At 71.6% G+C, this 14,024-nt stretch carries 13 protein-coding genes and 2 tRNA genes; 5 read left to right on the plus strand and 10 right to left on the minus strand.

All coding sequences use genetic code 11. The features are described from left to right. The first annotated feature begins 174 nt into the window (after positions 1-174). Complete coding sequence (locus ACZ47G_RS13325) at positions 175-1,020, plus strand: hypothetical protein (RefSeq protein ID WP_465741988.1); 846 nt, start codon at positions 175-177, stop codon at positions 1,018-1,020. A gap of 91 nt (positions 1,021-1,111) precedes the next feature. After that, positions 1,112-1,894: a hypothetical protein gene (locus tag ACZ47G_RS13330; RefSeq protein ID WP_465741990.1), complete on the plus strand. Its 783-nt coding sequence runs from the start codon at positions 1,112-1,114 to the stop codon at positions 1,892-1,894. A gap of 84 nt (positions 1,895-1,978) precedes the next feature. Here ACZ47G_RS13330 and clpX read toward each other — a convergent pair whose 3' ends face one another. The 5 genes from clpX to ACZ47G_RS13355 form a co-directional block, all read right to left on the minus strand. Then, the gene (clpX, locus tag ACZ47G_RS13335; RefSeq protein WP_063347569.1) at positions 1,979-3,268 is read right to left on the minus strand and encodes an ATP-dependent Clp protease ATP-binding subunit ClpX; all 1,290 of its coding nucleotides are present in this window, start codon (positions 3,266-3,268) and stop codon (positions 1,979-1,981) included. 247 nt (positions 3,269-3,515) lie between these two features. After that, a complete protein-coding gene (locus tag ACZ47G_RS13340; RefSeq protein ID WP_329931164.1) occupies positions 3,516-4,178 on the minus strand; it encodes an ATP-dependent Clp protease proteolytic subunit in 663 nt (220 codons plus the stop codon). A 56-nt stretch (positions 4,179-4,234) separates the two neighbouring features. After that, entirely contained in the window at positions 4,235-4,852 is a 618-nt protein-coding gene (locus ACZ47G_RS13345; protein WP_046386806.1) for an ATP-dependent Clp protease proteolytic subunit, read from the minus strand. 269 nt (positions 4,853-5,121) lie between these two features. Beyond that, entirely contained in the window at positions 5,122-6,510 is a 1,389-nt protein-coding gene (tig, locus tag ACZ47G_RS13350; RefSeq protein WP_380463681.1) for a trigger factor, read from the minus strand. Between the two features lie 294 nt (positions 6,511-6,804). Beyond that, a tRNA-Pro gene (locus ACZ47G_RS13355) sits at positions 6,805-6,878 on the minus strand. A gap of 170 nt (positions 6,879-7,048) precedes the next feature. Between ACZ47G_RS13355 and ACZ47G_RS13360 the strand changes: the two genes are divergently transcribed. Then, a tRNA-Gly gene (locus tag ACZ47G_RS13360) sits at positions 7,049-7,119 on the plus strand. A 100-nt stretch (positions 7,120-7,219) separates the two neighbouring features. On the opposite strand, the gene ACZ47G_RS13365 is transcribed toward ACZ47G_RS13360, so the two are convergent. Then, positions 7,220-7,777 (minus strand): DUF6197 family protein, encoded by a 558-nt coding sequence (locus tag ACZ47G_RS13365; RefSeq protein WP_465741993.1) that lies wholly within the window; start codon positions 7,775-7,777, stop codon positions 7,220-7,222. Positions 7,778-7,966: 189 nt separating this feature from the next. On the opposite strand from ACZ47G_RS13365, the gene ACZ47G_RS13370 reads away from it, so the two are divergent. Beyond that, positions 7,967-8,758, plus strand: coding sequence for a DUF6348 family protein (locus ACZ47G_RS13370; protein ID WP_465741995.1), 792 nt, complete (start codon positions 7,967-7,969; stop codon positions 8,756-8,758). Between the two features lie 64 nt (positions 8,759-8,822). Here ACZ47G_RS13370 and ACZ47G_RS13375 read toward each other — a convergent pair whose 3' ends face one another. From ACZ47G_RS13375 to ACZ47G_RS13390, 4 genes are all read right to left on the minus strand, one after another. Then, on the minus strand, positions 8,823-9,020 hold the full coding sequence (locus ACZ47G_RS13375; protein ID WP_396537327.1) for a hypothetical protein: 198 nt from the start codon (positions 9,018-9,020) through the stop codon (positions 8,823-8,825). Positions 9,021-9,495: 475 nt separating this feature from the next. Continuing rightward, on the minus strand, positions 9,496-10,722 hold the full coding sequence (locus ACZ47G_RS13380; RefSeq protein ID WP_380463675.1) for a PP2C family protein-serine/threonine phosphatase: 1,227 nt from the start codon (positions 10,720-10,722) through the stop codon (positions 9,496-9,498). 320 nt (positions 10,723-11,042) lie between these two features. Beyond that, on the minus strand, positions 11,043-11,528 hold the full coding sequence (locus ACZ47G_RS13385) for a ribose-5-phosphate isomerase (protein ID WP_380461382.1): 486 nt from the start codon (positions 11,526-11,528) through the stop codon (positions 11,043-11,045). Positions 11,529-11,641: 113 nt separating this feature from the next. After that, complete coding sequence (locus tag ACZ47G_RS13390; RefSeq protein ID WP_380461381.1) at positions 11,642-12,241, minus strand: biotin transporter BioY; 600 nt, start codon at positions 12,239-12,241, stop codon at positions 11,642-11,644. 266 nt (positions 12,242-12,507) lie between these two features. On the opposite strand from ACZ47G_RS13390, the gene ACZ47G_RS13395 reads away from it, so the two are divergent. Then, positions 12,508-13,923, plus strand: coding sequence for an amino acid permease (locus ACZ47G_RS13395; RefSeq protein ID WP_465741998.1), 1,416 nt, complete (start codon positions 12,508-12,510; stop codon positions 13,921-13,923). The last annotated feature ends 101 nt before the right edge of the window (positions 13,924-14,024 follow it).

Below are 14,024 nucleotides of genomic sequence, written 5' to 3' on the forward strand. Positions count from 1 at the left end.
ACCGGGGGCGCTGGTCACGAACCGCTTTCGGTCCGCGGACTCGGCCCGTCCGAACGCTCCCGCGATGGGCGGTGTGCGGTAGCGTGCCCGGGCACTCGTCCGGGTGACCGGACGTGTACGGAGCCAGCCAAACGCAGATCGGCCGCAGGTGCGGCGGGGGAGCACGAGGGACAGATGTACGGCCAGGGACAGCAGTATCCGCAGGGTCAGTCGTATCCGCAGGGACAGCCCTACGGGGGCCAGCCGCCCTACGGCGGACCCCCGCCGCAGCAGCCGTACGGCGCGCCGCAGCCCCAGTACGGCTACCCGCCCCAGCAGCAGCCCTACGGCACCCCGCAGCCCCAGTACGGCGTGCCGCCGCAGGGCCCGTACGGCCAGCCCGGCTACCCGACCACGCCGCAGAAGGGCAAGGGCGGGCTGGTGATCGGCCTGGTCATCGGCGCCCTGGTGCTCGGCGGCGGTGGTTTCGCCGCGTGGAAGTTCCTCGGCGGCAGCGACGCGGGCGGTCAGTACAAGCTCTCCGCCCCGCAGACGCTGCTGGACGGCTACGTCCAGAAGTCGGCGAAGGAGGAGGCCGCCGACATGAGCAAGCCCGACGTCGCCAAGCTCGGCAAGGACCTGCACGCGCTGGTGGCCAGCTACAGCAAGGGCACCGACGTCAAGAACATGGACTCGCTGTCGGTCATCGGCATCTACGGGTCCATCAACGACCCGGACCAGATCATCTCGGACAGCAAGAAGGACAGCGGCGGCCTCACCTGGACCACGCCGATGACCGACTACCCCGCGAAGGACAGCCACGCCTCCTCGGGCAAGCTCAGCTGCGGTGTGGCCAGCGTCATCGCCGGCAAGCCCGGCCCGACGGTCTGCGTGTGGGCCGACAAGTCCACCTTCGGCCGGGTCACCTTCACCCACCTCAGCCTGAGCACCACCGGCGGCGACAGCACCCAGGGCGTCACCCCGGACCAGGCGGCGGAGAAGACCCGGGCCATCCGCGACGCCATGAAGGTCGCCAAGTAGTCCGGGCACACGCCCGGGGCCTCCTGCAGCACCACCAGACCGCCGGAGCATCCGGCGGCATCCACGCGTGACGTCCCAGAAAGGGCCTCGCATGTCCGATCAGAACCCGTACGGGCCCCCGTCACAGCCCGGGTACCCGGCGACGCCGCCGCCGGCCGCCCCCGGCTACGGCGGTGTCCCCCCGCAGGCCCCGCCGCCCGGCTACCCCGCGGCCGGCGGCCCGGAGGCCGGGGGCTACCCGGGCTACGGCGGGTACGCGCCGGTGCCGCCGCCGCACAAGTCGCGCCGGACGCTGTGGATCGTGCTCGGGACCGTCGCCGCCGTGATCCTGCTGGGCGGCGGCACGCTGGCCTACTTCGTCTGGAACGCGACCAGCAACGCGGGCACCCAGAAGATCGTCCTGCCGGCCACCTTCCAGGACCTCAGCCGCAACGACGACAGCGAGGTCACCTCCGCCATGGAGAAGGCGATGACCGACAGCCTCGGTCAGGGTGACGGCAACTGGAAGCCGACCGGCGTGGCCGGCATGTACCAGAACGCCCAGTCGGAGCCGCAGATACTCGTCGCGGGGGCCTACGGCAAGGTCCTGCTGCCCAAGCAGGAGCTGGACCAGGCCTTCAACGGGGTCGGCGGCAAGGGCGGCGCCACGGTCACCGACCGCCACGCGGTGGACGCGGGCCCCAAGGGCGGCACCATGGAGTGCGGCGTGATGACCGAGAGCGACAGCAAGGTCGGCCTGTGCGCCTGGGCCGACAACAGCAGCCTGGTCATCGTGATGCGGATGCCCGGCGACGACGGCAGCAGCCAGCCCGACCTGGACAAGCTCGCCTCCGACGCCCGCGACCTGCGCGCGGTCGCCGAGGTGGCCAAGTAGCCCCACCCGGCCCCACGGACACGGAAGGGGCCCCGCACCGATCCGGTGCGGGGCCCCTTCCGTACGTCCGGTACGGCCGTCGGGTCAGGCGCTCTTCTCGCGGCGCTCGCGCTTGATCATGTCGCGCGGCACGAGGGTCGGGATGGCGTGCTTGGAGACGACGTCCCCGGTGACCACCACGCGGGCGACGTCCTGACGCGAGGGGACCTCGTACATCACGGACATCAGCACCTCCTCCATGATGGCCCGCAGACCACGCGCGCCGGTGCCGCGCAGGATCGCCTGGTCGGCGATCGCCTCCAGCGCGTCCCGGGAGAACTCCAGCTCCACGCCGTCCAGTTCGAACAGCTTGCGGTACTGCTTCACCAGCGCGTTCTTCGGCTCGGTGAGGATCTGCAGCAGCGCCTCGCGGTCGAGGTTGTGCACGCTGGTGATCACCGGCAGCCGGCCGATGAACTCGGGGATCATGCCGAACTTCACCAGGTCCTCGGGCATCACCTGGCGGAAGTGGTCGCTGGCGTCCGACTCGCGCTTGGAGCGGATGTTGGCGCCGAAGCCGATGCCCTTGGCACCCGCGCGGCCCTCGATGATCCGCTCCAGGCCGGCGAACGCGCCACCGACGATGAACAGCACGTTGGTGGTGTCGATCTGGATGAACTCCTGGTGCGGGTGCTTGCGCCCGCCCTGCGGCGGCACCGAGGCGGTGGTGCCCTCCAGGATCTTCAGCAGCGCCTGCTGCACGCCCTCGCCGGAGACGTCGCGGGTGATCGACGGGTTCTCGCTCTTGCGCGCGACCTTGTCGATCTCGTCGATGTAGATGATCCCGGTCTCGGCCTTCTTGACGTCGTAGTCGGCCGCCTGGATCAGCTTGAGCAGGATGTTCTCGACGTCCTCGCCGACGTAGCCGGCCTCGGTCAGCGCGGTGGCGTCCGCGATCGCGAAGGGGACGTTCAGCATCCGGGCCAGGGTCTGCGCCAGCAGGGTCTTGCCGGAGCCGGTGGGGCCCAGCAGCAGGATGTTCGACTTGGCCAGCTCGATCGCGTCCTCGCGGCCGTTGCCGCCACTACGACCGGCCTCGCCCGCCTGGACCCGCTTGTAGTGGTTGTAGACCGCGACCGACAGCGCCTTCTTGGCGAGGTCCTGGCCGACCACGTACTGGTCCAGGAACTCGTAGATCTCGCGCGGCTTCGGGAGCTCCTCGAAACGGACCTCGGAGGTCTCGGCGAGTTCCTCCTCGATGATCTCGTTGCACAGGTCGATGCACTCGTCGCAGATGTACACGCCTGGGCCGGCGATCAGCTTCTTCACCTGCTTCTGCGACTTGCCGCAGAACGAGCACTTGAGCAGGTCGCCACCGTCTCCGATGCGTGCCACGAGGTGCTTCCCCTTCGCCAGGGGCCCCGCAGGGGTTCCGGGGCCTGGTGCTGTGGACCGTCCGCGCCGACGGCGCTCGGTCTCGCTATCCGACGGTACTCTGCCGGGCCCGTGATTCCGTCCTCTTCGCCGGGTCTGCCCTACGCCCTGGGCGAATTGATACCGAACAGATGCCGTGACAGCGCCCGCCGACGGGCCGGGGCGGGGCGCGCAACCGGGTGCGCGCCCCGCCCCGACGGTGCCGTCCTCAGGAGGTCAGCGAGGTCTTGCGGGTGGAGATGATCTGGTCGACCAGGCCGTACTCGGCGGCCTCCTCGGCGGTCAGGATCTTGTCGCGCTCGATGTCCTCGCGCACCTGCTCCACCGACTTGTTGGAGTGCTTGGAGAGCATCTGCTCCAGCTGCTCGCGCATCCGGAAGATCTCCTTGGCCTGGATCTCCAGGTCGGACACCTGGCCGCGGCCGGTCTCGGTGTACGGCTGGTGGATCAGGATGCGGGCGTTCGGCAGCGCCATCCGCTTGCCGGGGGTGCCGGCGGCGAGCAGCACGGCCGCGGCGGAGGCCGCCTGGCCCATGCAGACCGTGGTGATGTCCGGCTTGACGTACTGCATGGTGTCGTAGATGGCCGTCAGGGCGGTGAACGAGCCGCCGGGCGAGTTGATGTACATCTGGATCTCGCGGTCCGGGTCCATCGACTCCAGGCACAGCAGCTGCGCCATGATGTCGTTCGCCGAGACGTCGTCGACCTGCGAGCCGAGGAAGATGATGCGCTCCTCGAACAGCTTGGCGTACGGGTCGTACTCGCGGATGCCCTGCGTGGTGCGCTCGACGAACCGCGGGACGATGTAGCGGCCCTCGGCGCGCATGTCCTCGACGCGGGCCTGGGCGGCCGACAGGCTGGGGATGTTCATGTGGGTTCTAGTCCTCCGGGGCGTTGTGGCTGTGGTCTCGTGGGCCGGGCCGAGGCTCAGGCGCCCGTGCCGCCGCCGCCGGGGACGTCCGCGGCGCTGTGCATGATCGCGTCGATGAGGCCGTACTCCAGGGCCTCCTCCGGGGTGAACCAGCGGTCGCGGTCGGAGTCCCGGGTGATCTGCTCGAAGGACTGGCCGCTGTGGAAGGCGATCAGCTCGGACATCCGCTTCTTGGTGCGGAGCAGCTGCTCGGCCTGGATGCGGATGTCGGTGGCGGAGCCGCCGAGGCCCGCGGAGGGCTGGTGCATCAGGATGTTGGCGTTCGGCAGCGAGAAGCGCTTGCCCTTGGCGCCGGCGGTCAGCAGGAACTGGCCCATCGAGGCGGCCATGCCCATCGCGATGGTGACGACGTCGTTCTTGATGTACTGCATGGTGTCGTAGATCGCCATGCCCGCCGAGATCGAGCCGCCCGGGGAGTTGATGTAGAGGAAGATGTCCTTCTCGGGGTCCGCGGCCAGCAGCAGCAGCTGCGCGGTGATCTTGTTGGCGATGTCGTCGTCGACCTGCTGGCCGAGGAAGATGATCCGCTCGTTGAGCAGTCGGTTGTAGACCTGGTCGCCAAGGCCCCCGAGCACGTCACCAGCGGCGGCGTGCGGCGCCATCGGGCCAGGCATCTGCATCTGCGGGAACGTCACTTAGCCACCTGCTCAGTCGATTTGGACGGTCGATCGACGGCCGTCACGGTGTCGCACAGCTTCCGGGTATCACGTTGTGATTGTTGCTGTCCAAGGACCCTAACGCGCAGGCCCGGCCGCAGAATCCCTCACGCAGAACTGTTCGCTGTGAGCGCAGGGTCGCGCGGGGCCGCGGTGGGACGACAGCGGGCCCGGACACCGTACGGCGTCCGGGCCCGCTGCAGCGCCTCAGGGGGCTACCGGGGCACTCAGGCCTCGGTGCTCTCCTCGGCCTTCTCGTCGGCGGCGGCCTCGACGGTCTCGGCCGTCTCGTCCTCGTCGTCGAAGTTGATCTCGTTGCCCTCGGTGTCGACGACCTTGGCGGCCTCGACCACGGTGGCCAGCGCCTTGCCGCGGGCGACCTCGCCGACCAGCAGCGGAACCTGGCCGCCCTGGACGACCTGCTGGGCGAACTGGTCCGGGGTGAGGCCCGAGCCGGCGGCACGACGGATGAGGTGCTCGGTGAGCTCCTCCTGGTTGACCCCCAGCTCCTCGTTGGCGACGATCTGGTCCAGGACGAACTGGGTCTTGATGCCCTTCTTCGCCTGCTCCTCGATCTCCGCCTCCCACTCCTCGCGGGTCTTGCCCTGGGTCTCCAGGTAGGTCTCGATGTTCAGACCCATCGGCTCGAGCTGGTGGTGCTCGAGGTTGTGCTTGCGGGTCTCGATCTCGTCCTTCAGGAGCTTCTCGGGGTACTCGATCTCAACCAGCGCGAGCAGGGCGTCGAGGACCTTCTCCTGGGCCTGGGTGGCCTGGTCGTACTCCTTCATGCGCTCCAGGCGCTTGCGGGAGTCGGCACGCAGGTCCTCCAGGGTGTCGAACTCGCTGGCCAGCTGGGCGAACTCGTCGTCCAGCTCCGGCAGCTCCTTCTCCTGGACGGCCGTGACGGTGACGGTGACCTCGGAGGTCTGGCCGGCCTGGGTGCCGCCCTTGAGCTCGGTCTCGAAGGTCTTCTCCTCGCCGGCCGACAGGCCGAGCACGGCCTCGTCGATGCCGTCGATGAGGCGGCCCGAGCCGATCTCGTAGCTGACACCGCTGGCGGTGCCGTCCTCCGGCACCTCGCCGTCGACCTTGGCGATCAGGTCGACGACCACGATGTCGCCCTCGGCGGCGGCGCGCTCGACGTCCTTGACCGACGAGAAGCGCTCGCGCAGCTGCTCCAGCGACTTCTCGATGTCCTCGTCGGAGACGGCGATCGGGTCGACGGTCACCTCGATGGAGGAGAACTCCGGCAGGGTGATCTCCGGACGGATGTCCACCTCGGCGGTGAACTTCAGGTCACCGCCGTCGGCGATCTTCTCGACACCCTCGATGTTGGTGATGTCGGGCTGGCCGAGGACCTCGATCTTGCCCTCGTCGACGGCCTGCGTGTAGAAGCGCGGCAGGGCGTCGTTGACGGCCTCCTCCAGCACGGCACCGCGGCCGAAACGCTGGTCGATGACGCGAGCCGGGATCTTGCCCTTGCGGAAGCCCGGAACCGTGACCTGCTGGTTGATCTTCTTGTACGCCGCGTCGAGGCTGGGCTTGAGCTCCTCGAAGGGCACCTCGACGGTGAGTCGAACCCGGGTCGGGTTCAGAGTCTCGACGGCGCTCTTCACGGTTAGGTCTCCTAGGGGCTTGCGGTCAGGTTGTCTCCGCCCGGCCCGCACGCCCGGCCGGAGCCGGTACGGGTGGGTCGGACGAGACGGGCGATGGGCGGTTGGAGCTGCATCTCCCGTGTGGGTGGACGGTGAGCTTGACTCCTCGCCCTCGTGCGGTTGACCTGGGTTGACGCCACAGGGACTACCGCCAGCGCCCCATCCTACCGGTACCACGAAAGGCGGACGCCAGACGTCACCGTACCGCCCAACAGAACAGGGCCCCGCCCCGGTGGGCGAGACCCTGCCGCACTGTCGGGGTGACCGGATTCGAACCGACGGCCTTCCGCTCCCAAAGCGGACGCGCTACCAAACTGCGCCACACCCCGTGGTGCCGAGAGGAAGCGTACACGCCGGGCCTGTACGGCTCGTCGAGTTATTCGGGGCACGACGGGAGCACGGCGGAAGGGGGTGCGCGGGGAATGCGGTGTGCACGGGAGGGACCGGACCAGGTACGCTGTCTCCCGAACTTCCGGCCGGCAACGGTCGGCGGGTTCGCGCGGGTGTAGCTCAATGGTAGAGCCCTAGTCTTCCAAACTAGTCACGCGAGTTCGATTCTCGTCACCCGCTCTTCCGGTCCGGCCCCGGTGCGCCCAGCGCACCGGGGCCGTCGGCGTTCCGGGGCCCGGTGCGGCGCTTCAGAGGCCCGGTTGTTCAGCGGCCCGGCACTTCAGAGGCCCAGCCGGGCGGCCCGGGCGGCGGCCCGGTCGAGCAGCTGGTGGACGTCGCCCTCCCGGGTGGTGGGGCGGTCGTTGAACTCGTCCGGGGAGCGCGCCGGGCGGCCCGTGGCGTGCAGCACCTCCATCAGCTGGACCCGGCCGGTGCGCACGGTCGCCGGGGTGCCGTAGCCGTACGCCAGGACGGCGGCCTGGGCCCCGAGCAGGCAGACCCGGCCGGCGCCGTCCCACATCGCGCCCTGCAGCCAGCCGTGGGCGCCGATGTAGCGCGAGGCCAGCCGCAGGTGGTCGGCGGCGGTGACCGGGACTGGCCGCGCCGGGCGGCGCAGCGCCCGGTCGAGCAGGGTGGCCCGGGGCTCGGGGTGGCCGGCCTGCCAGGGGCGCAGGGTGCTGCCGTACCGGCAGACGTACGGCCCGGGGGTGCGCGCGGGCGCGGGCAGCGAGGCGAGGTAGGCCTCGATCTCGGCGACCAGGCCGGAGCCGTCCGGGCCGGCCGGCAGCCCGGGGAGCAGGAGCGGGCGCGGCGGTGGGGTCAGGTCGGTGCGGGGCATGCGGCGTCTCCGGGCGGGCGGCCTTCAGGGTCGCTCCCCAAAGTGGGGCATTCAGGACAATTCCGCGACCGCAGGACCGGGGCGTCCGCACGGTTTCCCGCACGGCGGTCGGGCCGATAGCCTCGGCGGCGTTCGAGCGCAGTTCGAGCGCGACCCGACGCGCCGCGCTCCCTAGGTGGAGGAGTCCCGGTGCGTCCGCAGGAGCGACTGGCCGTCATACAGCGCTGTGTGGTCCTGGAGATGGCGCGGCTGGGCCAGGAGTTCCATCCGGACGGCGAGGTGGTGCGCGGCCCCGGCACCACGGCCGTGGCGGTGCGCGAGCACCCCGGGGACGACGGCGCCGGGCACGTGGACCTCGGCTTCGTGCTGCAGCTGGGCCGGGCGGACGCACCGGTGGTGTGGGACTGCGCGGCCGGCCTCGGCAAGACCGAGGAGGAGAAGCTCGCGAACGCGGTGAAGATGTGGGCGACCACCACCGCCTCGGTGCTGGTCGAGCTGGCGGACGGCCGGGGGATCCACGCCGACCGTCCGGACCTGCCCGAACTCCCGGGCTGGCGGGCGGTGCAGGGGCCGGCCGCGGTGTTCGGCTTCGGCAACGAACACCTGGCGGCCTGGCTCGCCGAGCACCGGGTGCTGTCGGCGCTGGCGCCGGCGCTGCGTCAGGAGCTGGCCGGGCCGGGCCCGGTCGGGGTGAAGCTCTTCCTGGGCGGGAAGGCGGGCGACGACGTCGCCGAGGTCCGGGTGGGCGGCGAGGTGTCGGAGGCGGCCTCCGCGGCGCTCCGCGCGCTGGACTGGCCGCGCGGCGAACGGCTGTGCTGGGCGCGGCTGTTCGTGCTGCTGACGGCGGAACGGGCAGCACCGGTCACGGCCGCGCCGACGGGTGTCGCGGCACCCGCGCCGGTGCATGCCCCGGCCCCGGCGGCGGCGCGCCCCCGGGGTCTGTTCGCCCGCTGGCGGGAAGCCCGGCGGGCCGGGCGGTAGCGGCGACTCGCCGGCTCGCCTCCCGAACCGAAGGGCGCGAGGAGGCGCCCGTCGGCCCGGCCGGTCAGCCGCCGGTGATGCTGGAGATGCTGTGCGCCAGGTTGGCCAGCAGGGAGTTGATGGAGGTCGCCATCGTGGTCTCGTGCAGCATGAAACCGAACAGGGCGGCGACGATCGCGTGCGGGATCTTCAGCTGCTTGTTCCGGATGAAGATGACGCACAGGATCGCGAACAGGACCAGCGCGGAGACGGAGAGTGCCACCCGGACTCACTTCCTCGTTTCATAGCGTGGCGCCGCCGCCCGGCGGCACCTGTGAAGCCGGACCCCGGCCTGTCCGACGGTCCCGAGGCGAAATCGCGGACCGTCCGGCGCACCGCCGGTGAGGGGGCCCGCGCCGGACCGCTGTCTGTCGTGCCGCACGTGTCGCCCCCCATCCCCCGAATCCTGAACAGTCCCGCCCGGACTCAGTGTGGTCGACCGTGCCGATTGCGTAAAGGTCTGACAGTCAGCCCAGCGCCGACATCCTGCGATGCGAGACGAGTTTCCGCCGACCGGGACGATAGCCGAGCCGTTCTGACGAATCGTCGGCGGGGCGGTGCTGAGCGGCCGGGAAACGCCCGGGAGCGGGGAGCGGAAGCGGCAGGTCCGGTCAGCCGACGGGGGGTCCGATATGGCCGAAGATCAGCTGCCCGGCTTGACAGGAGTGCCGGAGGCATGTGCCGACCGGCGGCGGTCCTCAGTCCCGCCAGAGCAGCAGCACGGCGCGGTCGTCGTTGATGTCCCGGGCCACCGTCTCGATCAGCGAGCCCGCCGCGCCCGCGCCACTGCCCGGGGCGCCGCCGGGGACCAGCCGGTCGGCCTCCCCCATCAGCCGGTCCATGCCCTCGGCGAGGTCCCGGCCGGGCGCCTCGACCATGCCGTCGGTGCACAGCATCAGCACGTCGCCGCGGTTGAGCCGGCCGCGCACGCCGTCGAACTTGGCGCCGTCGTAGATCCCGAGCAGCGGGCCCTCGGCCTCCTTGACCTCCCAGCGCCCCTCGCCGGCCAGCCGCTGCATCCCGGGCAGGTGCCCGGCCGAGAGCAGTTCGTACTCGCCGCTGTCCAGGTCCAGCACCAGGTGGACGGCGGTGGCGAAGCCCTCCTCCCAGGACTGGCGCAGCAGGTAGCCGTTGGCCGCGGGCAGGAAGTCGTGCGCGGGCAGCGAGCCGACCAGGCCGCCGAAGGCGCCGGACAGCAGCAGCGCCCGGGAGCCCGCGTCCATGCCCTTGCCGGAGACGTCCGCGAGGACCACCTCCAGCAGCCGCTGGCCGGGGCCGGTGCGGGCGGCCACCACGAAGTCGCCGGAGAAGGACTGGCCGCCGGCCGGGCGCAGCGCCATGTCCGCGTGCCAGCCGGCCGGCAGCTCGGGCACCCGGCTCTGCACCCGCAGCCGCTCGCGCAGGTCGAACAGCATGGTGGAGCCGCCCCACCAGGGGACGCCGACCCGGGCCCGGAACTGGGCCAGCAGCAGGCCGCCCACCCCGGCGGCGCCGACCACCAGGGCCGCGCCCGGGGTCACGCCGTAGACGTAGGCCTCCGGGTTCTCGCTGGCGACCCGCTGGCCGGTGTGGATCACGGACTCGGCGGACAGCCCGAGGGCGGCCAGCGCGTACAGCACCACCAGGCTGCCGGGGCGCAGCAGCAGGGCGCCGGCCAGGATCGGCAGGACCAGGGCGGTGGGCGGGGCCCAGTCCGGGATCCAGATGTTGAGCAGGATCATCAGCGGGACGAGCAGGGCCAGCGCGCAGAGCACCGGCCAGTCGGCGGCGCCGCCGCGGAAGTAGTCGACACCGGCCGTGCGCAGCCTTCGGCGGACCCGGCGGAGCCTCTTGCGCAGCCGGGCCGTCACGGGCTCGGACGCCTGGGCGGCGCCGGGCCTCGTCGCAGTCGTCTGGGGCGGTGCGCCCGGCGGTCTGCCAGCCATGGGGTCCGACCCTATCCACGGGTGCGGCTCGGCGTCGACGGCCCGGGGGCGGGCGGCGCCGGCGGCGCGCGGGCCGCTCAGCGGGTTTCGGACGATCGGGCCGGTGGCGGGCGTGCCGTCAGGAGGCGTGTGCCGGTTGGGCGTACGGAGCCCGCGGGCGGCGCGTGCGCCCCGCGTACGGGAGCGCGGCCGGGCCGGGGGCCTGTGGCCGATCCCACAGGCGCGCGGCCCCGTGACGGGGGCGTGCGGCCGGGGGCGCGGACGGCGACGGCCGACCGCACGGAGGGTGCGGCCGGCCGTCGGTGGCGGGTGGGGGGTGATCAGCCCTGCGGGTGGTGGGCCGGGATCGGCGGGAGCTCGCCGGTGGTCTCGTACTCGCTCAGCATCTCGATCCGGCGGGTGTGCCGGGCCTCGCCGCTGTACGGGGTCTTGAGGAAGACCTCGACGAACTCGGTGGCCTCCTCGGCGGTGTGCATCCGGCCGCCGATGGAGATCACGTTGGCGTTGTTGTGCTGACGGCCGAGCTCGGCGGTCTGCACGCTCCACGCCAGCGCCGCACGGACGCCCTTGACCTTGTTGGCGGCGATCGCCTCGCCGTTGCCCGAGCCGCCGATCACGATGCCCAGGGCGTCCTGGTCGGCGGCGGTGCGCTCGGCGGCGCGCAGGCAGAACGGCGGGTAGTCGTCCTCGGCGTCGTAGATGTGCGGCCCGCAGTCGACCGGCTCGTGGCCGGCCCCCTTCAGCCACTCCACCAGGTGGTTCTTCAGTTCGTATCCGGCATGGTCGGAGCCCAGGTACACGCGCATGCCCATGAGTGTGGCATGCGCGGGCGCCCGGGCCCGACAACGGGGGGCCGGGGGCTTGGACCGACCGGCAAGTGGTGAGCGGCGTCGCGCCGCCCACCATGTGCCGGTCGGTCTTAGCGGCGGCCGAGCAGCTTCCAGGCGAGCGGCAGGGCGCCGGCCGCGAAGGCGGCCTTGAGGGCGTCGCCGACCAGGTACGGGTAGAGGCCCAGCTCGGCGGCGCGGGCCAGCGACACGTGCAGGCTCAGGGCCAGGTACGGCACGCCGACGGCGTAGATGGCGAGGCTGCCCAGGACCATGGTGGCGGCCGTGTTCAGCGGGGTGCGGTCGGCGCCGCGGCGGGCCAGCGCGCCGGTCAGGGCGGCGGCGAGGACGAAGCCGAGCACGTAGCCGAACGAGGGCATGGCCCAGCCCGAGGTGCCCTCGGCGAACCAGGGCAGGCCCGCCATGCCGGCCAGCAGGTAGAGCGCGAGCGAGGCGACGCCCCGCCGGGCGCCGAGCGCGGTGCCGACCAGCAGGGCGGCGAAGGTCTGGCCGGTGACCGGCACCGGCGAGCCGGGGACGTTCACCGACAGCTGGGCGGCCACGCCGGTCAGCGCGGCGCCGCCGACCACCAGGGCCAGGTCGCGGACCTGGGCGCCGAGGCGGGTGGAGGCGGTGGGCAGCAGGTCGGCGAGGACGGCGCGGCGCGCTATCGGGGTGGTGGCAGTGGCCATCGGGACTCCTCCGTGAAGGTCCAGGTGAGTGAACACCTGTGAACCTACGCGGTGATCCACTGCGTCACCGCCACGGTTTCGGACAAAGCCCCGCCCTCCGGTGTTGTCGGAACCGCCCCAGCGGGACGGTCCGTCAATCTACCGCCACGTACCGTCACCACCCGGTCCGCATGGTGGGCCTGCGGCGGACTTCCTTGGCATGGACAGCGGGGTCCCCGGATATTGGACAGCTCATGCCGCATTCCGCACAGTCTGGAATCACCCCTATGGCCCCCACCCCCGCGCCCTCGGCGCCCGGGACCACCGACGCCGCTCCCCCGCCATCCGGTGGCCAGCAGCTCAGCCACGGGCTGAAGCAGCGCCATCTGTCGATGATCGCCCTCGGCGGCGTCATCGGCGCGGGCCTGTTCGTGGGCTCCGGCGCCGGCATCGCGGCCGCCGGACCGGCGATCATCCTCGCCTTCACCCTGTCCGGCCTGCTGGTCATGCTGATCATGCGGATGCTCGGCGAGATGTCCGCCGCCCGTCCGGCCTCCGGTTCCTTCTCGGTGCACGCCGAGAAGGAGATCGGCCCCTGGGCCGGGATCACGGCCGGCTGGATGTACTGGGTGATGCTCTGCTGCGGCGTCGCCGCCGAGGCCACCGCGGCCGGGAAGATCGTCAACGGCTGGATACCCGGGGTCTCCTCCTGGGTCTGGGTCGCCCTGTTCATGGTCTTCTTCTGCGTCAGCAACCTGACCGCGGTGAAGAACTTCGGCGAGTTCGAGTTCTGGTTCGCCACCATCAAGGTCGCCGCGATCATCGCCTTCCTGGTCCTCGGCGGGCTCGGCATCGCCGGAGTGATCGGCCCCGGCGCCCCCGGCGCCGCCAACCTCACCGGCCAGGGCGGCTTCCTGCCCACCGGCGTCAGCGGACTGATCGTCGGCCTGCTCGCCTCGGTCTTCGCCTACGGCGGCCTGGAGACCGTGACCATCGCGGCCGCCGAGTCCGACGACCCCAAGAAGAACGTCGCCAACGCGGTGCGCACGGCGGTGTGGCGGATCGCAATCTTCTACATCGGCTCGATGGCCCTGGTCGTCACCCTGGTCTCCTGGAAGGACCCGGCGGTCGTCGCCGACGGCCCGTACGTCACGGTGCTGCGCCACCTCGGGGTGCCCGCGGCCGGGACGATCATGGAGGCGGTGGTGCTGATCGCGCTGCTGTCCGCGATGAACGCCAACATCTACGGCGCCTCCCGGATGGCGTACTCGCTGGTCGGCCGCGGCCAGGGCCCCAAGGCGCTGGCCAAGGTCTCCGGCGGGGTACCGCGCCGGGCCGTGCTGGCCTCCTGCCTGTTCGGCTTCGGCGCCGTGCTGGCCGCCAAGTTCTGGCCGGAGACCGTGTTCACCTGGCTGATGAACACCACCGGCGTCGCGATCCTGGTGGTCTGGCTGTTCATCTGCATCGTCCAGCTGCGGATGCGCCGCCGGCTGGAGCGCGAGGCGCCCGAGCTGCTCACCGTGAAGATGTGGGGCTACCCCTACCTGACCTGGGTCGCGATGGCCGCCGTGGCCGGCATCCTCGCCCTGATGACCACCACCGAGGGCAACCGCCAGCAGCTGTACGCGGCCGGGGTGCTGGTCGCACTGCTGATCGGGGCCGGACTGCTCAAGCAGCGCCGGGAAGCGGCCGCCAGCCGCTAGGCACGGCAACGGCTGGGCAGAGCAACGGCTTAGGCACGGCAACGGCCTAGGCACAGCACGGCACAGCGCGGCACAGCACAGCAACGAACGGCATGGGGAAG

The organism is Kitasatospora sp. NPDC030952, assembly GCF_055571335.1.